The organism is Dickeya dadantii NCPPB 898, from assembly GCF_000406145.1.
Lineage (GTDB): Bacteria > Pseudomonadota > Gammaproteobacteria > Enterobacterales > Enterobacteriaceae > Dickeya > Dickeya dadantii.
This window is the reverse complement of sequence record NZ_CM001976.1, coordinates 1963500-1982060: the sequence shown is the minus strand read 5'-3', so window position 1 is coordinate 1982060 and position 18561 is coordinate 1963500. Positions and strand designations below refer to the sequence as shown.

Genomic DNA, 18561 nt, shown 5'->3' with positions numbered 1-18561 from the left:
CTCACCCATATCGGTATCAGAATATTCCCAACCATTACCCCAGAGAAACTATCCAACATAAAACACAAGAGAATAAATATTTCTATACAGCAACGGACAACCTGCAACGATTCCATCAATATCAGATAAGCATTCTTAAATATTATTTATAAAAAAGCCCCGATAAAAATCGGGGCGAAGAAATCACAAGAAGGAATAATAAAAATTAATGTTCGTGTTCCAATGCCTGAGTCCCCGTCTGATTACGGTTTTCAATGGCAATTTTTTTCGGCTTTTCGTTTTCCGGGATATCCTGCTTTAACGTGACGGTCAGCAGGCCATTTTCCAGATGCGCGCTTTCCACATTGACATGCTCCGGCAGAGCATAGCTGATGCTGAAATCAGTGTGGCTGATGCCACGATAAAGCCAGCCCTCCTGCTCCTGCTCCTGCTCCGCTTCCGACACCTCTTCCTTACGTTTGCCGCTGATAGTGAGCTGGCCGCCATGCGTACTGATCTCCAGATCCTCCTCACGCCAGCCGGGCACGCTGACCGTAATGCCATAGTGAGTGTCGTCAAGCCGGCGGATGTCGTAGGATGGCGTAGCGGTGAGCGGCGTATCGCCGGTCAGTTGGCTGAATAACCGATCGATGCGGTTGAAGCGGTCGGAGAACAGCGAGTCGGTAACAGCCGGAAATAAAGACATCGATTTGAATGCCATGGTTAACCTCCTGAATATTCGTCATACCCACATTCAAAAGTGCAAACCGCAAGGCAACAGCTTTGTCTTGCTCTCATTCCTTCATATAGATCCATACGCCATTTTTTCAAGGCCGCCGGCGGGGAAATGATGTCATCGACAAGCGAACGGGCCTCCCTGCCCGGCTCAATCAGGCGCTACGGTTATGCGGCAACAGCCAATACAACGCCAGCGCCACAACAAAGGTCGCCGGTGCGGAAAACGCCTGTAGCACCGCGTTGCCGTGCATCAGCGCAACGCCGGCGATCACACTCAGCAGCCAGGCGCCCAGGCCGGTCAGATTCAACGCACGCACCGGCGCCGTAGTCGATGAGGCGCGGCGGGCCAGAATATGCGCCAGCGCCACGCCGACCCACGCCACCACAAATACCCCCTGATAAGCCAGCGCCTGCAAAATATAGGCGAACACATCCGCCAGCATCAGCACATAGACCGCCGCCCCCACCACGCAGGCCCAGACAATCTTGCGATAGCGTAGCCGCAGCAGGCGGTCAAAAAACACCTGCATGTTGACGGTCGCCAGATAATAGTTGGCGGTATTGATGCGTGTCTGGGTCACCCACACGAACAACAGCCCCCAGAAACCGAGCAGATTGAGGATGTTGACCACCACCGCGGTTTCACTGACGCCGTTCTGTTGGGCAAAACTGCTGACCAGATAGATACCGACCACCCCGTTTAACAGAAACGTGATCAGATAGAACGGCATACCGAAATTGATGCGTGCATGATACTGACTGTCTTCCTGACGGCCGAAGCGGGCGTAGTCGAAGGTGTACATCATTAAAATCCACACCCCCATGTAGTAGGTGAAGCAGTTCCACCAACCATAGGCGGGCGGCGATGCCGGGCCGAATGACAGCCATTGCGGCTGATAGCCGTAATGCTGGACGGACACCGTCACCGTCAGCGCCAGCCCGAGCAGGTAAAACGGTAGCAGCACGCCGTTGAACTTGTCCAGCCAGTGCTGCACGCTACCGAAAATCAGCGGCACGCTGTAGAGCACCACCAGCAACGCGGCCCAGTGATAATCCAGCGCCGGGAACAGATGATTGATGGCGAACGCAATCACCGAGCCTTCAAACACCGCGTAATAAATGGCGGTGGAGAAAAAAATCAGCGTCGCCAGCGCCGACCCCGCCTGACCGAACAACTGGCCGGAAAACGCCGCCACCGACAGACCGCTGCGAATAGCGAAACGGCTAATGGCCGCGTTGATCAAACCGTAGCACACGACGGATAGCACCATACCGATAATGGCATTGCGCGCGCCGTAATTCAGCGCCAGCGACGCCCCCACCACAATATAGAAAATCGCGCTGCACACCGCCCACCAGGCCATGGTCAGCGACAGTTTTCCCATGCGCTCGGTGCCGGACACCGTATCGGCAGGCGATGCCGCCGCTGCCCCCTGAACATCAGATACCTCAGCCATCGCAACCCCTCCACAGACCCGTATTTGATGACATGCCGCCGGCGTCACACCAATACCACCTGATACAACGTGGCGGCATGCGTTATGGCCGAACCCGTCCGCCGCCGCGGCAAAAGCCGCACGGTCGCTTACGTGGTCCGGTATGTCAGACGATGTCCCGCCGCCGTTGCCGTTCCTGGTGTTGGCGCAGGGAAAATCGGCGGGACCGTCTGAAATCAGTGCGCTAACCTCTGTTTGTTAACATCTGTTCTTTAATATCCGTTCGTTAACATCAGTTTGTTAACATCAGTTCGTTAACATCAGTTTGTTAACAACAGCGTCAGCCGCTCAAGACGGCGGCGATAGTGTTGCCGGGCGACCAGCGCCTCCTCCAGCGATACGGGCGCAAAACGAACGCCGTAATGGGGTTGCAACTGCCCGATGATGTCCAGATCGCTGCTGATCACCGTCCCCAGCGTCATGTAACCGCCGCCGGACACCGCATCGCGCAGCAGAATGATCGGCTCCAGACCGCCCGGCACCTGCACCGAGCCGATGGGGTAGCAGGCATCGACAATGTTGGATGGATCCGAGCCGGCGCCAAACGGCGGCGTGCGCGGCTCAAACGCCAGCGGCGCCCCGCCTTTGAGCCGGTAGCCGATGCGGTCGGCTTCGGTGCCGACCCGCCAGTCGTCGGCAAAAAACTGTTCTACCGCCGCCGGGGTCAGCCGGTGAATGTACAACCCGGTCACCATGCGTAACGTCACCTGCTTGTCCAGCGGCTGGAGACAGTCGGCGGGCACCGTCACTTCCGGCGTGACCTGGTGTGACGGCACGCCGACCGGCAGTACATCATTGGCGGCCAGCCGGCGCCCCTGATAACCGCCCAGCGCACCGAGCGCATAGGTCGAGCGGCTGTCCAGCACCTCCGGCACCGCAATGCCGCCCGCCACCGCCAGATAGGCGCGGCACCCGGCCGTGGTCGGCGTAAACCGCAGCACCTGACCGGCGCGCACCGCAAACGTGGTATCCAGCGGCATCGCCATGCCGTCCAGCAACGGCGACATCCGCGCGCCGCACACCGCCACCAGCGCATCGCCTTCAAACTGCAATTCCGGTCCCAGCAACGTCATTTCCAGTACGGCGGCCTGCGCCGGGTTGCCCACCAGCAAATTCGCCAGCCGCAGCGAATACTGATCCAGCCCGCCGGACGGCGGAATGCCCAGGTGGTAATAGCCTTCGCGCCCGCCATCTTGTACTGAGGTCGCCAGCCCCGGCCGGATGACATTGATCCGCACGCTAGATATGATCCGCTCGCTAGATACCTGCATACAGCACCTCCTGAAGATAGTGTTTATAGCCGGTCGGGTCGGCGAGGAACTTATCCAGTTCGAACGTTACCGGACGAATGCGCAGGCTGAAGCTGCCGGCGTCAACCGCCTGTACGTCCTGTTCATAGCGCGCCAGATCGATAGGTTTAAACTGCACGATGTCGCCCGAGCGGAAAAACACCATCGACGATTGCAGATAATCCAGACGTTGTTCCGGGTCGTAAATCGGCGCTGGGGTGACGCCAAACAGCTGGTAGCCGCCCGCGCCCCGCACCGAGTAGATACAGCCGAAACAACCGCCGTGCCCCAGCGACAGTCTGGGGGTGTCGGTGCGCGGCCGCAGGTATTTCGGCACCTGTAACTGCTGCGCCTGCTCCACCATCTGAAACATGAACGGCAATCCCGCCACGAATCCCACCATCGACACAAACCACGGCGTGCCGCTGTGCGCCGCAATAAACGCCGCCACATCCTGATAGCCGTTGATGCGCGCGGCATATTCCAGGTCGGTAGCCGTCGGCTCCTGATGACGATCGCGGAACCGCATCAGGGTGTCGTGGGTCCAGGGGTCGTTGTACAGCACCGGAATTTCGATGATACGCGTGTCGAGCACCGTCATCGTCTGTGCCTGCTGTTCGGTACGTTGTACCGTCTCCAGCAGCGCCTGCGGCGCGATAACATCCGGATTGAAGCGCACCTGAAAGGATGCATTAGCCAGGCAAATATCCAGCACGCCGGGCAGCGCCAGTTGCTCCAGCGCACGGGTCATCGCCAGCCCGCGGAAAAACGCGCCCAGCGACATCGCTTCGTCAATCTCGGCGAACAGGTGCTCATCGCCGCCGAAGGTGTAGCGTATTGCAGGAAAGGTCATGTCAGGCCTCCTTCGACAGCGACAGTGATTCGGCTTCTCGCGCCTGTAGCCAGCTTTCCAGCGAGGTGGTATCAAAGTGTCCGGCGCGCAACCGGGTATCCGCCAGCAGCCATTGGTGCAATGACTGCGTGGTGGTGATGCCGCCGATTCGCAACTGGTTCAGCGCCTGCTCGGCACGAGCCAGCGTCTGCTGGCGCGTCGGTCCGGATACCACCACTTTGGCCAGCAGGGAGTCGTAATACGGCGGGACGCGGTAACCGCTAAACAGATGGCTGTCGATACGAATACCGGGGCCTTGCGGCCACGTCAGCGTGTCTACCACGCCGGGACAAGGGAAGAAATTACGTGCCGGATCTTCTGCGTTGATGCGCATCTCACAGGCATGCCCGTGCAGCGCGATCGCCTCCTGATGCAGGCTAAGCGGTTCGCCGCCGGCGATGCGCAGCATCCACTGCACCAGATCGACGCCGGTCACCCGCTCCGTAACCGGGTGTTCGACCTGAATGCGGGTGTTCATTTCGATAAAATAGAACTGTTCCCGCTCGGTATCGAACAGGTATTCCAGCGTCCCGGCGCTGCGGTAGCGCAACTGTTGCGCCAGTTGCAGGGCGCTGCGGCACAACGCCTCGCGCTGTGTCGACGTCAACGCCGGCGACGGCGCCTCTTCAAAGACCTTCTGGCGACGGCGTTGCAACGAACACTCACGCTCATACAGGTGCACCGCCCGCTCGCCGTCGCCCAGAATTTGCACTTCGATATGGCGGGCATGGCGAATAAACAGCTCCAGATAAACATCGCCGCACCCGAACGCCGCTCTCGCTTCGCTCTGGGCGATCGGAAACTCGCGTTTCAGGTCATCCTCATGGTTGACGACCCGGATACCGCGCCCGCCGCCGCCAGCAGACGCCTTGATCAGCAACGGGTAGCCAATCTCTTCGGCGGCCTGTAACGCCGCCGCCAGCGACGACAACACCCCTGAGCCGGGTACAACCGGAACCCCCGCCGCCTGCGCGGTGCGCCGCGCCGCCGCTTTGTCGCCCATCATGCGAATGGTTTCCGCCGTCGGGCCGACGAACACCAGCCCAGCCTGCTCTACCGCCTCGGCGAATGCCGCATTCTCGGACAGAAAACCGTATCCCGGATGTACCGCATCCGCTCCGCTGTCTTTGGCCGCCTGCAACAACGCCGCCTGATTCAGGTAACTCTGGTCGGCGCGCGCCGGCCCCAGCAGTACCGTTTCATCCGCCAGACGCGCGGGCAGCGAATCGGCATCGGCCTCGCTGCAGGCGGCTACCGTGGCAATCCCCAGACTACGGGCGGCATGAATAATGCGAACGGCAATTTCCCCCCGGTTGGCGATAAGCAATTTTCTGATCGGCTGACGCATCTTCGCCTCTCTCCTGATTGAGTGGTTATTAGGCTGTGTTGTAGGTTTTACCGTTATTCATCGATTTTTATGATGGCTATGACCTGACCCGGCTCCAGCGCATCGCCGCTATTCACGCAGAACGATATTAATTCGCCAGCCTGCTCCGCATAAATTTCACTGAACTGTTTCATCACCTCGACCAACCCAATAACGCTATTTGCGGTAACCGGGGTATTTTCTTCAATAAATGCAGGGGCGTCCGGTGCGGGCTGACGATAAAAAACACCCGGTAAAGGAGAACAAACCTCATATGTTTTCATTAGCCTCAATCCTTATAATTATTTATCAATTACCGATTATTAAAACTATTCCGCAATGGCGAACGCACACGAATATTGGCGTTATTCAATGCCTCCCGGGTCGCTTTAATTAATGCCAGCGCGCCGGGCGTATCGCTGTGAATACAAATCGACTCGAACTCGACGTGAATATCTTCACCATCGACCGTCGTCACTTTGCCTTCCACACAGGCGCGCACTACTTTCTCCGCCACCCGCGCCGGGTCCAGCTCGCCCACCCGGCGGGTAAAGACGATCGAGCCGCTGGCGTCGTACTCTCTGTCGCCATAAAATTCACAAATAACAGGGTGTTGTAGTCTTTTTGCTTCCTGCCAGGTCCATGAGCCGTGCAGGCAAAACAGCCGTAATTCGGGGTCCAGCCGGTGCAGGGTTTCCACAAACAGCTGCGCGGACGGCCGATCGCGCGCCAGATGCATATACAGCGCGCCGTGCGGTTTGACGTGCTGTAACGGTAATTGGTACAGCCGGGTAAATTCCCGCAGCGCCCCGAGCTGATACAAAATGTCATTCACCACTTCCTGCGGCTGGCTATGAATATGCCGCCGGCCAAAGCCGACCAGATCGCGAAATCCGGGATGCGCGCCGACCGCGACGCCATACTCATTGGCCCATTCAATAGTCTGCCGTATAGTGGTGGGATCGCCGGCGTGAAATCCGGCGGCAATATTGGCAGAACTTATATAAGACATAATCTCCCGATCAACGTCATCGCCTATTTTCCAGGGACCAAAGTTTTCTCCCATATCGGAATTCAGATCGATTTCATATTTCATAATTATTTCTTATTTGTGATGGTTTTGTTTAAAAATAATATAGAACCACAATTTTCTATTCGGAAAGACGTATTTTCAGAATGCTTGCTATCTGAAAAACAGAACGCTCGCCGATAAGGGGTATGCCATGGTCACATTGCGTCAGATTCGCTACTTCATCGCCACCGCGGAGACAGGCCAGATATCCCAGGCGGCGATCCACCTCAATATTTCACAATCGGCGGTGACCAGCGCGATTCAGGAACTGGAAAACCTGCTGGGAAAGCCGCTGTTCCTGCGTTCGGTGCATGGCATGACGCTGACCGAAAACGGCAGCTACTTCCTTAATCACGCCTACGCCGTGCTGCGCAGCGTGGATGACGCCATGCATATTCCGCTGACCGACAACCGCATCGCCGGTTCGCTGAACATGGCCGCCAGCTACACGGTGATGGGGTATTTTCTGCCGTTTCATCTGCAGCGACTGTCATACGGCTTTCCTCACGTCGCCATTCATCTCAACGAACGCGAGCGGCAGGATATCGAAACCGGGTTGCTGGATCGTTCTCTGGACTTATCGCTGGTGCTGACCGCCAACATTACCCACCCGGAAATTACCGCCGAACCCCTGTTTAATTCGGAGCGGCGGCTATGGCTGCCCAGCCGCCACCCGTTGTGCGACAAGCCGGAGGTGAGCCTGGCGGATGTCGCCAACGAGCCCTTTATCATGCTGACGGTGGATGAAGCGGATCACAGCGCCATGCGCTATTGGGAATTGAGTGGGCATCGCCCGAAGGTGATGCTGCGCACCAGCTCAGTGGAGGCGGTGCGCAGTATGGTGGCGAACGGACTGGGCGTGGCGATTTTGTCCGATCTGGTGTACCGCCCCTGGTCGCTTGAGGGGCGGCGTATCGAAACCCGATCGCTGAAAGACCGGGTTCACCCGATGAGCGTCGGGCTGGCCTGGTATCATGACGCCGAGTTTACCCCGGCGATGCAGGCGGTTCGGGAATACTTCCGCAACCTGTTCCTGACGCCGCAGTTGGCGTTATCACGCCGTTAGGCCGACGCCGACACCTGATGGCGCGGCGCGAAACGCAGCGCCATCAGGATCAGCACCCCCACCCCCGCCGCCATGATCAACCAGGCCTGCCCCAGACCGCTGGTGTACTGCCGGATAAAACCCGCCAGCAACGGCATCAGGCTGGCGATCAGGTAACCGCCCCCTTGTACGAACCCCATCAGCGCACCCGCCTGACGCGGGTCGTCCACTTGATCGAGCGCGATAATCAGCGACAGCGGAAATAGCGCGCCGATACCCAGCCCCAGCGCAATCATGATCGGCAACACCAGCGTCTGCGGCGCCAGTATCAAGCCGGCCATACCCAGCAGCAGCAATAACAATACCGGCAGCAGCAGATAGCGCCGGTCCGGGAACCGGTTAATCAGCAACGACACCAGCAGCCCGGCCACCACTTCGGTCAGCGTCAGCCCACCCAGCAATAACCCGCTACGGGCGGGGCTCCAGCCAAGCTGGGTGTAATACGGCGGCAACCAGGCCAGCACCAGGGTATACGCGGCGGTACCGATGCCGAAAAAGATCATCAGCGCCCAGGCCCGATTCTGCGATGGCGCCGGCCCCGAACGCGTCGCGCTATCCGGCATCGGACTCAACGACACCGTAATCAGCCAGGCTACCGTCGCCAGTGTCGCCAGCGCGCCCCATATCGCCAGCGCGCCGTCCCAGTCCATGATGTCCGCCAGCGGCGAGATACTGGCTGCCGCCAGCGCCGCGCCGCCCATAATGGCTGTGGTGTACAACCCCATAAGCCGGCTGCTTTGACGGCTAAAGCTACGGCGCAGAAACGACGGCATCAGCGCCTGAATCAGCGCAATGCCGATACCGGCCAGCGCGGCGGTCAGCAATAACCCGGCGGTGCTGGTCAGCCAGCACCGCAGCAGGCAGGCCACCGCAATCCCGACAATGCCGATACCGATGCCGCGATATTCTCCCAGTCGGGTCTGTAGCCAGCCGCCATACAGGGCGCAGATTCCCATGGCGAATACCGGCAACGTAGTCAATAAGCCAGCCTGCGTATCCCCCATGCCGGTCGCCGCCTGAATCCTCGACAGCAGCGGCCCGACGCCAGCCAGCACCGGCCGAAGATTCAACCCCAGCAACATGATGGTGATGACGACAAAAAACAGTGATCCTGCACGAATTGCGTGTGACATAACGCTCCTTATGACTCCCTGATGCTTGAACGACGACCTGTGTTGCCCGTAGAATATCTTCATCAAAAGAATCTTAACGTCAAGATAAATTACGCTTATGACAGATCGCGCAGATAACGCCTATGAACAATGGCGGCGGGAAAGGCCGGATATTGACCCGTTTCCGATGCAGGTGCTGGGCCGGCTGTTCGAAGCCGCCCAGCGGCTCGAACGGGATCATCTCAACCCACTATTTACCCGTTTCGGTCTGCGTCCCGGCGAGTTTGATGTGTTGGCGACGCTGCGACGCAGCGGCGCGCCCTATGCGCTGACGCCCACGCAGCTGTACGAGGCGCTGATGATGTCGTCAGGCGGCATGACCAACCGCATCGATCGGCTGGAACAGGCGCAGTGGGTGGCACGTCAGAGCAACCCGCAGGATCGGCGCGGTACGCTGGTCACGCTGACGGAACAAGGGCGGGAACTGATGGATACGCTGGTGGCGCTACATACCGACAATGAGCGGCAGGCGTTGGCATCATTGAATGAAGACGAACAGCAGCAACTCAACCTGCTGCTTAAAAAACTGCTGGCGGGCTTGCCGCAGCCATAAAAAAATCCACCCGGCAGGGCGGATTTTTCAGAACGCATTTTTTCACGCGGTGCGTGAAGCGCATGGCGCGATTAGAAACGGTAGCCTACGCCCACGTTCCAGCTGCCTACGTCAACGCTGCGGATACGGCTCTGCTCGTAACCAACGTCAAAGGCTACGTTCTGAACCGGGTTGAACTGCAGACCGGCACCGTAGACAAAGCCAGCATCGCTGGAGCTGTTGTTGGAAGAACCGTCGGTGTTGTTGGCGGTGAATTTAGCCGCGCTCACGCCAACCAGGCCATAGATGCTCGCCCAGTCGTTGAAACGGAAAGACGGACCGGCGCTGAAACCGTAGTACTGCGCTTTGTCGTAGGTACCGTTAACAGTCTGGCTGTCCTGCAGGTAGGTGAAAGACCCTACCACGCCCAGCTGGCTGTTATCGAATTCGTAACGGTATTTCAGGTTGAAACCCGGCAGTTTGTTTTGCACGCCCTGAGCGTCGCCCTGAGCATAACCAAGAGATACAGTGCTGTCGCCAGCCACTGCAGTACCTGCGCTTACGGCCAGAACACAAGCCAGAGCGGAAAGACACGCGATTTTTTTCATAATATGCCTCGAATTATCTTACGAAAGAAGATTTAAGCGAGACAAATATAACAAAAAATTAGGGCACATGCCGCCTGGTTATTATTTTTCAATTAGGCTAAACATGTAACAATTCATTTCATTTTCAATTTATATTATTGATTTTTAATGAAAAATAAAGTTCACGAACGTATGAAAAAATAAATGAATCGCTCCGCTTCGATGCGGAGTTTTCTTAATTTTTTGATTAATTTTCAAGCTGAATTTATATCAAAAAAAAGATTTTCAAATGGAGAGTAAATTAAGGTCAACAAGAGTAAACTAACTTCGAATAATTTGTTCATTTATTGCCTGCTTTTTTCTGGTTGCACATTGAATTTTAAGGCCCTGCAATGACCTTGATTTCCGCATTAAAAAACTCCGTATTCCTGCCGGTATTACTGATCATCATCGCCATGCTTTCCATCCAGACCGGCGCGGCGATGGCCAAGATGGTTTTCCCGCTGATCGGCGCATCCGGCATGACGGCACTGCGCCTGGCGATAGGCGCGCTGATTCTGCTGGTGGTGTTCAGGCCCTGGCGGCTGCGCTTTGGGTCGGACAGGTTGTCGCTGCTGGTCTACGGCATCACGCTGGGCGGCATGAACTATCTGTTTTATCTGGCGCTGCGCACCGTACCGTTGGGGATCGTGGTGGCGCTGGAGTTCACCGGGCCGCTGGCGGTCGCGATTCTGGCGTCGCGCCGCCTGCTGGATTTCATGTGGGTATTGCTGGCCGCCGCCGGGCTGTGGTTGTTGTTGCCGCTCGGGCAGCACATCGGTAATGTGGATTTAACCGGCGCCGCCTTTGCCGCCGGCGCCGGCGCCTGCTGGGCGGGTTATATCCTGTTCGGTCAGAAGGCCGGCGCCAACCACGGCGCCGGCACCGTGGCGATGGGTTCGCTGATCGCCGCGCTGATCTATTGTCCGATCGGCCTGCTGTTTTCCGATACCAACAGTCTATTTTCCCTCAGTATTCTGCCGATAGGTATAGCGGTGGCGGTGCTGTCCACCGCGCTGCCGTATACGCTGGAAATGCTGGCGCTAACCCGTTTACCGGCGCGTACGTTCAGCACCCTGATGAGCCTGGAACCCGCGGTGGCGGCGATGTCCGGCATTCTTTTTCTCGGCGAACACCTGTCGCTCACCCAGTGGCTGGCGCTGGCGTTTATTATTATCGCCTCGCTGGGCACCACGCTTAGCGCGAAAAAGAACGCGACATCATCTGCCTCGTCCTGAGACCCGGCTCGCCCTGAAATCCGCCGCGTTCTGAATAAGCGGCGTCATCATTGTTCCGCCTAAAAATAGCCTTTCTCCCGGCCAGTCCCGGCCGGGAAATATCATTTTGTGTGACTATCCCGCCGGCTGTCTTTATTTCAAAAAGACACATTCTGAAAACAATTGAATATTTAAATAGCACTAAAAGTGAAGTATCGCTGATTCTTTCTCGTTACCACTCTCGTCAACACCTTGTAATTTATATCAATATCCAAACCATCCCTTTTGATTCCTTTACTGGTTGATCTGAATGTTAAATAGCGTGCCAGCCAGGCGACATTCTTAGATGTCTGAGTCTATTCCTGTAATAGACCGAACTGAGCATCCTCTGCTCATACCGGCTGCTATAATTCGTCTCGTCGACAGCCAAAATCATTATCAGTAATGACAGGAATAAAGAGGATAATACTATGCGTACAGCCAAACTGGTAAAAACAGCTTCCGCTGATCTTATTTTCACCCGTAACGATCTGGACGATAACGTTAAAGCCTCGACCATTGCCCTGCTCAATCAGCTGGTCGTGGACTTTACCGATCTGTCGCTGATCACCAAGCAGGCGCACTGGAACATGCGCGGAGCGAATTTCATCGCCGTACACGAGATGCTGGATACCTTCCGCACCTCGTTGATTACCCATCTGGATACCTTCGCCGAGCGCGTGGTGCAGGTGGGCGGCGTGGCGACCGGCACCACCCGGGTGCTCCACGAGAAAACCGCACTGAAGCCCTACCCGCTTGATATCCACAGCGTGCAGGACCATCTGAAGGCCCTGGCGGACCGCTACGCCGTTGTGGCGAATACCGTTCGCAAAGCCATCAGTCAGGCACAGGATGAAGATACCGCGGACATGCTCACCGCCGCCTCCCGCGATCTGGATCAGTACCTGTGGTTCATCGAAGCCAACATCGAATAATTCATCAATGATGACCGGCGGCTCAGCCGCCGGATTTCCCCGTCCATTTCCACCGATTCCCCCCCTTTTGCTGTTTCATCCATGCCTTTTTCCGCGATTTTCACCCTGTCAGAACGTCTGAAATAATATGCATTTTTTTTGCATCACTACGCAAAACGCTCGAAATAACGTTGCAAAACGTACAAAAAGTTAGCGCTTGTTAGCAATATTGTCCCCAGAACGTAATCAACGGTTGTGTCCCCTGCACAATTCAGTTATTCATAGCAGCGCGATCCATAGGCGTTTCTGATGGATGCATCATAATAATTAGCGGGTCTACCCGTCCTGTTTTGGCAACGACTCCCCCTGTTTTCTCCACCGCCTCCGGCAGTACGGCGAGTGATCACAACCGATGCCGAGCCATCGGCCCATACCTGCATGCCGGGGTTGACGCAGCAAATCCGTAAGGTGCGGTAAGACAGCGGAATATATAACCAACGAGAGGAAGGACGTTTTGATGAAATCATTATTTAAAGCTTCACTGGCCGCACTTGCGCTGGCCTTCAGCCTGTCCGGTCAGGCAGCGGAGAAACCACTGCTCGTGGCGACCGACACCGCGTTCGTGCCGTTTGAATTTAAGCAAGGCGACAAATACGTCGGTTTTGACATCGACCTGTGGGATGCCATCGCCAAGCAACTGAACCTGAACTACACCCTGAAACCGATGGACTTCAGCGGCATCATCCCGGCGCTACAAACCCGCAACGTGGATCTGGCGCTGGCCGGCATCACCATTACCGAAGAGCGCAAGCGCGCAATCGATTTCTCTGACGGTTACTACAACAGCGGCCTGCTGGTGATGGTGCGCGCCGACAATCAGGACATCAAAGGCGAGCAGGATCTGGCCGGTAAAGTGGTGGCGGTGAAGAGCGGCACCGGTTCGGTCGACTACGCCAAAGCCAACATCAAAACCAAGGAACTGCGCCAGTTCCCGAACATCGACAACGCCTATCTGGAGTTGGGTACCAACCGTGCCGACGCGGTACTGCATGACACCCCGAACATCCTGTATTTCATCAAAACGGCCGGCAACGGCAAGTTCAAAACCGTCGGTGAGTCGATCAAGGCACAGCAATACGGCGTCGCCTTCCCGAAAGGCAGCGACGAGCTGCGTAACAAGGTGAACGGTGCGCTGAAAACCTTGCGCGACAACGGCACCTACGCCGCCATCTACAAAAAATGGTTCGGCACCGAACCGAAATAATAGACTTCACCGCTGCGGCGTCGCCGGATAAACCGCGCGGCGCTTCACTCTATTATTTTTTTCATTACATTTTGTAGCGTTATCATTGCTGGAGAATTTTCATGCAGTTTGACTGGAGTGTCATTTGGCCGTCTATCCCTCAATTGCTGGAAGGGGCCCAAATGACTCTGCTGATTTCCGTGCTGGGGCTGTTGGGCGGCTTGGTTATCGGCGTTATGGCGGGTTTTGCCCGTGTCTATGGCGGGTGGTTCTCTAACCGCATCGCGTTGGTTTTTATCGAAGTGATCCGTGGCACCCCCATGGTGATACAGATAATGTACATCTACTTCGCTCTTCCCATGATGCTGACATCGGTTCGCATAGACCCGGTTACCGCAGCCATCATCACTATCATGATTAACTCGGGTGCCTACATCGCCGAGATTACACGCGGTGCGGTGTTGTCTATCCATAAAGGCTTTACCGAAGCGGGTTTGGCGCTGGGGTTATCGCACCGTGCCACCTTGCGCCATGTGATTACGCCGCTGGCATTACGTCGTATGCTGCCGCCGCTGGGCAACCAGTGGATCATCAGTATTAAAGACACGTCATTGTGTATTGTGATTGGTGTATCTGAGCTCACGCGTCAGGCACAGGAAATCATTGCGGGTAATTTCCGCGCGTTGGAAATACTGACCGCCACGGCGATTATCTATCTGGTCATTACACTGGTTCTTACCATTGGAATGCGCTGGCTGGAAAGAAGACTGAAGATTATATGATTGAATTTAAAAACGTATCGAAACACTACGGTCAGACTCAGGTACTGCACGACATCAACCTGAACATCAATCAGGGTGAAGTAGTAGTGATCATCGGGCCGTCCGGCTCCGGGAAATCCACCCTGCTGCGCTGCATCAACAAGCTCGAAGAGATCAGCAGCGGCGAACTGGTGGTGGACGGCCTGACCGTCAACGACCCGAAAGTGGACGAGCGCCTGATCCGTCAGGAAGCGGGCATGGTGTTCCAGCAGTTCTACCTGTTCCCGCACCTGACTGCGCTGGAAAACGTGGCCTTCGGCCCGATTCGGGTACGCGGCGCCAGCAAGGCCGACGCGGAGAAACTAGCCCGTGAGCTGTTGGGCAAAGTGGGTCTGGCGGAGCGCGCGCACCACTACCCGTCCGAGCTGTCCGGCGGCCAGCAGCAGCGTGTGGCGATCGCCCGTGCGCTGGCGGTCAAACCTAAGCTGATGCTGTTTGACGAGCCGACCTCGGCGCTGGACCCGGAGCTGCGCCACGAAGTGCTGAACGTGATGAAAGATCTGGCCGAAGAAGGCATGACCATGGTCATCGTGACCCATGAAGTGGGTTTTGCCCAAAAAGTGGCCTCCCGCTTGATCTTCATCGATAAAGGCCGTATTGCCGAAGACGGTCATCCGGATACGTTGATTTCTAATCCGCCCAGCGATCGCCTGCGCGAGTTTTTACAGCACGTTTCCTGATAAGCCTTGACGGCGGCCCTGCCGGGGCTGCCGTTAACGTACTGGCGTTCAGAGCAGCGCCAACCCGATTCCCTCACGCCATGTTGTCCCATCGCCCCACGGTACCCGAACATTCCGAGAATAAATCCAATGGGTCTGGCATTTTTTACTGATTCCTATACGCTGCTCGAAGCGATCGCCAGTCATTATCGATATTACATTTAAATCAATACGTTATACATTCACCAGGATTCTGCACATGAAAACCATCCGTTCTCGCCACCCCCAACGCCGACTCAACGCCCTGCTTGGCGGATTGCTGTTCGGCGCCTACGGAGTGGCCAACGACGCTAGCGCCGCCGACACGCAACGCTGTGCCGGGTCCGTCGCGGCGGCCGAACAGGCGACGTTCGATAAAGGCGATCAGGATCTGTCCTATTCCAGGATCAACGGCCTGTACCAGCGGCCGACGGCGACCGGCGTCACGCTGGTCGGCGACAACGATGGCGAGGCGAATAAATACGTCGAACCCATCAAAGGTTCAAAGGAAGGGAAATACCTGCTGTTGCACGCCGGCGAGCACCTGACCCTGACCGGTCAGGGATATTTTCTGATGCACTGGGAACTGAACTATTTCAACCGCGGCGGCACCTTGCTGGCGGAAAATGCGCCGCTGGTGACAACCACGCAGGGCTTTATCAAAAAGGTCGCGTTGACCGATCGCTACGCGCCGGATTATAGCCTTGACGGCGCGCCCGGCCGCTCCGCCGTGTGGAACGCCGGTACCCAAACCAGCACCGGCAACCCGATGGTTCCCTTTACCGTCGGATCGCCGGCCGGTAACGGCGAAATCATGCCCAGCCTGTGGCTCAACGAAATTTTCTATCTGGACGGCACCGCCACCCTCACCCAGCGCGAAGGTCCGGTGGATTACGATCTCAGCATCACGCCGCTGACGCTCAACGACGTGAACAACCGGCTGGCCGCGACGCGTTATCGCGTCAACGCTAAAACCTTGCGTGCGGGGATATCGTTGGATCCCTACACCGGCGCAGATAAACCACCAGCCTCACCGGACAGCCTGACCGCCGGCGCGATCTCCAGTTCGGTGGTGCAACTGGACTGGAACGACTGTTCGGATAATGAGCGCGGCTTTATCGTCGAATATTCCTATGCCGGCACCTTCGGCGATGGCGCTTATGACACCACGCCCCGTGCCTATGAAGCCGGCGGCGCCTACACCAGCGCCGAATCGCTGGGGCCGGGCGCCACCTCGGTGGAGGTGGGCACGCTGGCCCCCAACACTGCCTACGCGTTCCGGGTGAAGGCTTACAATCAGGCTGGCGATTCCGTTTACTCCAACGTGGTCAACGTGACCACGCCGCCGGCATCTCCGCTCAGCGACGCATGGAAACGGCAGGACATCGGCAAAACCGATACGCCCGGTACCGCCACCGAAGATCAGGAGGTGATTGCGCTGGAAGCGCATACCGGCGATATGTGGGGTGCCGCCGACGCCTTCAATTTCGTCTATCAACCCCTGAAAGGCGACGGCAGTATTACGGCGCGGCTGATCGATCTGCGGTATAACGACCCTTACGCCAAAGCCGGCCTGATGATACGCAATACCCTTTCCGACAGCAGCGCCTATGTGCTGACGGGGTATACCGCGTCAGCCGGCGCGATGTCGCAATGGCGCAGCAAAGACGGCTCCGCCACCGGCAGCAGAGGCGTTTTCGCCAAATCCGAAAACGGCAGCCAGCCCACCTGGCTGCGATTAACCCGCGACGGCAACACCTTTATCTCGGAGGTTTCCGACGACGGCCTGAACTGGACCAGACTCAACAAACTCATCAATCCCAACATGAACGATACGCTGTATATCGGGCTGGCGCTGTCATCCCACAATGGCGGCAACGGCAAAGTCAGCTTCGATAACGTCAGCATTAAACGCTGACGGAACCCGCCGAAATAATAGCAAGAGGGCTTCCCCTGACGCCCTCTTGCTTATCTCGCAGACGCCGGCATTTATTGCTCCGCCGCGGCCACCGCATCATGCAGGTTCAGGCGCTGCCAGAAATTGGCGTCCATGTCGCCGGAGGAGAGCGGATACCCGTCAGCTATCGCGGTTTTTATCATCAGCGCACGGCGCTGGGCCGCGCTCAACTGCGGCAACGGCCCTTCCAGCAGCACCTCCGCCCCTTCCGGCACCTTGAGCGGCAGGGCTTCTACTATCGCCTCCGGCAGGTGGTAGGTCATGGTGTAGCGGTAGAACGACTTCATTGCCGGGTCGGTGTAGGGGTCATTTTTACCCTGCGGTTTGGCGCACTCGGCCAGCGTCGTGCCGCAGGCTTTTTCCAGCGCGGCGCGCAACTGGGTTTTGGCTTCATTGAACAGCACGCGGTATGCCGGGTCGTTCAGGATATGCGCCACACTGCGTTCGGCCGCCATGCGACCGCCGATCACATCCAGCGGATAATGTACCCCCAACACCAGGCGCGAATAACCGTAGGTGGCGGCGCGGTCAATCAGCGGCACGAAACGTTCCGGCAGCATCTGTCCCATCAGTAACGCGGCGTTATACCCGCCGCTGGTATGGCCGCTGGGAAATGCCCCATCGAAAGCCTTATAAGGCTGGTTATCCATCACTACCGCGGTATCCGGCACCAGATGAATACGATTGCCCGATTGCTGGAATGGCCTCGGATAATGAAACGCATTTTTCGCCGCCGACGTACTGACATTGGACGCTTTGATCAACACCGCGGCCTTGCCTATCTCACCGTGCTGATACGCATCCAGAAACGCCTCGCCCAACTTCGGCCCCAGTGCTTCCGCCAGCGCGTACAGGTAACGGGTGTTTTCCGCATCAATCAGCGCCTTTTGCTGCAACGCGGGTGAGGCGTCCTGATTGATACGTTCCACGGTCGCCATATTCTCCTGCAAAACATCTGCCGGCAGCGCGTTGAATCCTGACAGCAACGGGATGCTGTCCTGCTGCTGATCTTTGGAATTAAAGGGGTAATTGGCCGCTTTCAGCCACTTCACATCATCCCAGGGTTCGCTCAGGTAGGGCGCGTTATCCATCACCGAGCGGGTTAGCAGCGGCGCGCTTCCCTGCAACGCTTTTTGCAAATATCGCTGCACGCGCTGCTGCATATCGACCACCGGCTTACTGCTACTGGCTTGAGTCGTGGTTTGCAGCAAACTCATTTGCTGCACAATCGCATCACCATCAACAGCGGCTTGCGCTTGCCACACCGCCAACGTACAGGTCACTACGATGAAAACAACAGGATACCGCATGCTACCCCCTTATTTTTCTGCTCACAGGAAACGGCACAGGTTACGGTGAGCGCATCGGCCCCCTCGTTCAGCTATCACCAGCGTAGAATTGAACC

The 18561-nt window shown here is 57.0% G+C and carries 18 protein-coding genes; 8 read left to right on the top strand and 10 right to left on the bottom strand.

All coding sequences use genetic code 11. From position 1 onward, the window contains the following. Positions 1–205: 205 nt before the first annotated feature. From DDA898_RS09200 to DDA898_RS09170, 7 genes are all read right to left on the bottom strand, one after another. Complete coding sequence (locus DDA898_RS09200) at positions 206–700, bottom strand: Hsp20 family protein (protein WP_038911024.1); 495 nt, start codon at positions 698–700, stop codon at positions 206–208. Between the two features lie 169 nt (positions 701–869). Continuing rightward, entirely contained in the window at positions 870–2174 is a 1305-nt protein-coding gene (locus tag DDA898_RS09195; RefSeq protein WP_038911021.1) for a purine-cytosine permease family protein, read from the bottom strand. 299 nt (positions 2175–2473) lie between these two features. Continuing rightward, complete coding sequence (locus DDA898_RS09190) at positions 2474–3484, bottom strand: 5-oxoprolinase subunit C family protein (RefSeq protein ID WP_038911020.1); 1011 nt, start codon at positions 3482–3484, stop codon at positions 2474–2476. Further along, a complete protein-coding gene (locus DDA898_RS09185) occupies positions 3471–4355 on the bottom strand; it encodes a 5-oxoprolinase subunit B family protein (protein WP_038911018.1) in 885 nt (294 codons plus the stop codon). Before DDA898_RS09185 ends, DDA898_RS09190 begins: the two co-directional genes overlap by 14 nt. Position 4356: 1 nt before the next feature. Next, on the bottom strand, positions 4357–5742 hold the full coding sequence (locus DDA898_RS09180; RefSeq protein ID WP_038901002.1) for an acetyl-CoA carboxylase biotin carboxylase subunit: 1386 nt from the start codon (positions 5740–5742) through the stop codon (positions 4357–4359). 53 nt (positions 5743–5795) lie between these two features. After that, on the bottom strand, positions 5796–6044 hold the full coding sequence (locus tag DDA898_RS09175; RefSeq protein WP_033111796.1) for an acetyl-CoA carboxylase: 249 nt from the start codon (positions 6042–6044) through the stop codon (positions 5796–5798). A gap of 29 nt (positions 6045–6073) precedes the next feature. After that, complete coding sequence (locus DDA898_RS09170; protein ID WP_038911017.1) at positions 6074–6856, bottom strand: 5-oxoprolinase subunit PxpA; 783 nt, start codon at positions 6854–6856, stop codon at positions 6074–6076. Between the two features lie 127 nt (positions 6857–6983). Between DDA898_RS09170 and DDA898_RS09165 the strand changes: the two genes are divergently transcribed. Continuing rightward, positions 6984–7898, top strand: a complete 915-nt coding sequence (locus DDA898_RS09165) for a LysR family transcriptional regulator (protein WP_013317538.1) — start codon at positions 6984–6986, stop codon at positions 7896–7898. On the opposite strand, the gene DDA898_RS09160 is transcribed toward DDA898_RS09165, so the two are convergent. After that, the gene (locus DDA898_RS09160) at positions 7895–9070 is read right to left on the bottom strand and encodes an MFS transporter (RefSeq protein WP_038911016.1); all 1176 of its coding nucleotides are present in this window, start codon (positions 9068–9070) and stop codon (positions 7895–7897) included. The genes DDA898_RS09165 and DDA898_RS09160 overlap by 4 nt on opposite strands. 97 nt (positions 9071–9167) lie before the next feature. Here DDA898_RS09160 and DDA898_RS09155 point away from each other — a divergent pair, with 97 nt between their 5' ends. Further along, entirely contained in the window at positions 9168–9662 is a 495-nt protein-coding gene (locus tag DDA898_RS09155) for a MarR family winged helix-turn-helix transcriptional regulator (RefSeq protein WP_013317536.1), read from the top strand. Positions 9663–9733: 71 nt separating this feature from the next. Here the strand turns inward: DDA898_RS09155 and ompX are convergent, their stop codons facing one another. Further along, on the bottom strand, positions 9734–10249 hold the full coding sequence (ompX, locus tag DDA898_RS09150; protein WP_013317534.1) for an outer membrane protein OmpX: 516 nt from the start codon (positions 10247–10249) through the stop codon (positions 9734–9736). A 371-nt stretch (positions 10250–10620) separates the two neighbouring features. Between ompX and rhtA the strand changes: the two genes are divergently transcribed. From rhtA to DDA898_RS09120, 6 genes are all read left to right on the top strand, one after another. Next, entirely contained in the window at positions 10621–11505 is an 885-nt protein-coding gene (gene rhtA / locus DDA898_RS09145) for a threonine/homoserine exporter RhtA (protein WP_038911015.1), read from the top strand. Positions 11506–11954: 449 nt separating this feature from the next. Beyond that, complete coding sequence (gene dps, locus DDA898_RS09140; protein WP_038911014.1) at positions 11955–12458, top strand: DNA starvation/stationary phase protection protein Dps; 504 nt, start codon at positions 11955–11957, stop codon at positions 12456–12458. Between the two features lie 496 nt (positions 12459–12954). Further along, positions 12955–13701 carry a glutamine ABC transporter substrate-binding protein GlnH gene (glnH, locus tag DDA898_RS09135; protein ID WP_013317529.1) on the top strand — a complete coding sequence of 249 codons (747 nt, stop codon included), beginning with the start codon at positions 12955–12957 and terminating at the stop codon, positions 13699–13701. A 101-nt stretch (positions 13702–13802) separates the two neighbouring features. Continuing rightward, positions 13803–14462, top strand: a complete 660-nt coding sequence (glnP, locus tag DDA898_RS09130; protein ID WP_038911013.1) for a glutamine ABC transporter permease GlnP — start codon at positions 13803–13805, stop codon at positions 14460–14462. Next, positions 14459–15181 carry a glutamine ABC transporter ATP-binding protein GlnQ gene (gene glnQ / locus DDA898_RS09125; protein ID WP_013317527.1) on the top strand — a complete coding sequence of 241 codons (723 nt, stop codon included), beginning with the start codon at positions 14459–14461 and terminating at the stop codon, positions 15179–15181. Before glnP ends, glnQ begins: the two co-directional genes overlap by 4 nt. 238 nt (positions 15182–15419) lie before the next feature. Beyond that, positions 15420–17117: a fibronectin type III domain-containing protein gene (locus tag DDA898_RS09120; RefSeq protein WP_038911012.1), complete on the top strand. Its 1698-nt coding sequence runs from the start codon at positions 15420–15422 to the stop codon at positions 17115–17117. Between the two features lie 71 nt (positions 17118–17188). Here DDA898_RS09120 and DDA898_RS09115 read toward each other — a convergent pair whose 3' ends face one another. After that, positions 17189–18466 (bottom strand): acid phosphatase, encoded by a 1278-nt coding sequence (locus tag DDA898_RS09115; RefSeq protein WP_038911011.1) that lies wholly within the window; start codon positions 18464–18466, stop codon positions 17189–17191. Positions 18467–18561: the final 95 nt, after the last annotated feature.

Excerpts from the sequence above, each read along its gene's own strand:
- glnP (WP_038911013.1), top strand. The coding sequence starts at position 13,803 with ATGCAGTTTGACTGGAGTGTCATTTGGCCGTCTATCCCTCAATTGCTG.
- DDA898_RS09165 (WP_013317538.1), top strand. The coding sequence starts at position 6,984 with ATGGTCACATTGCGTCAGATTCGCTACTTCATCGCCACCGCGGAGACA.
- glnH (WP_013317529.1), top strand. The coding sequence starts at position 12,955 with ATGAAATCATTATTTAAAGCTTCACTGGCCGCACTTGCGCTGGCCTTC.
- ompX (WP_013317534.1), bottom strand. The coding sequence starts at position 10,249 with ATGAAAAAAATCGCGTGTCTTTCCGCTCTGGCTTGTGTTCTGGCCGTA.
- DDA898_RS09195 (WP_038911021.1), bottom strand. The coding sequence starts at position 2,174 with ATGGCTGAGGTATCTGATGTTCAGGGGGCAGCGGCGGCATCGCCTGCC.
- DDA898_RS09200 (WP_038911024.1), bottom strand. The coding sequence starts at position 700 with ATGGCATTCAAATCGATGTCTTTATTTCCGGCTGTTACCGACTCGCTG.
- dps (WP_038911014.1), top strand. The coding sequence starts at position 11,955 with ATGCGTACAGCCAAACTGGTAAAAACAGCTTCCGCTGATCTTATTTTC.
- DDA898_RS09160 (WP_038911016.1), bottom strand. The coding sequence starts at position 9,070 with ATGTCACACGCAATTCGTGCAGGATCACTGTTTTTTGTCGTCATCACC.
- DDA898_RS09180 (WP_038901002.1), bottom strand. The coding sequence starts at position 5,742 with ATGCGTCAGCCGATCAGAAAATTGCTTATCGCCAACCGGGGGGAAATT.
- DDA898_RS09120 (WP_038911012.1), top strand. The coding sequence starts at position 15,420 with ATGAAAACCATCCGTTCTCGCCACCCCCAACGCCGACTCAACGCCCTG.
- DDA898_RS09115 (WP_038911011.1), bottom strand. The coding sequence starts at position 18,466 with ATGCGGTATCCTGTTGTTTTCATCGTAGTGACCTGTACGTTGGCGGTG.
- DDA898_RS09170 (WP_038911017.1), bottom strand. The coding sequence starts at position 6,856 with ATGAAATATGAAATCGATCTGAATTCCGATATGGGAGAAAACTTTGGT.
- DDA898_RS09185 (WP_038911018.1), bottom strand. The coding sequence starts at position 4,355 with ATGACCTTTCCTGCAATACGCTACACCTTCGGCGGCGATGAGCACCTG.
- DDA898_RS09190 (WP_038911020.1), bottom strand. The coding sequence starts at position 3,484 with ATGCAGGTATCTAGCGAGCGGATCATATCTAGCGTGCGGATCAATGTC.
- DDA898_RS09175 (WP_033111796.1), bottom strand. The coding sequence starts at position 6,044 with ATGAAAACATATGAGGTTTGTTCTCCTTTACCGGGTGTTTTTTATCGT.
- glnQ (WP_013317527.1), top strand. The coding sequence starts at position 14,459 with ATGATTGAATTTAAAAACGTATCGAAACACTACGGTCAGACTCAGGTA.
- rhtA (WP_038911015.1), top strand. The coding sequence starts at position 10,621 with ATGACCTTGATTTCCGCATTAAAAAACTCCGTATTCCTGCCGGTATTA.
- DDA898_RS09155 (WP_013317536.1), top strand. The coding sequence starts at position 9,168 with ATGACAGATCGCGCAGATAACGCCTATGAACAATGGCGGCGGGAAAGG.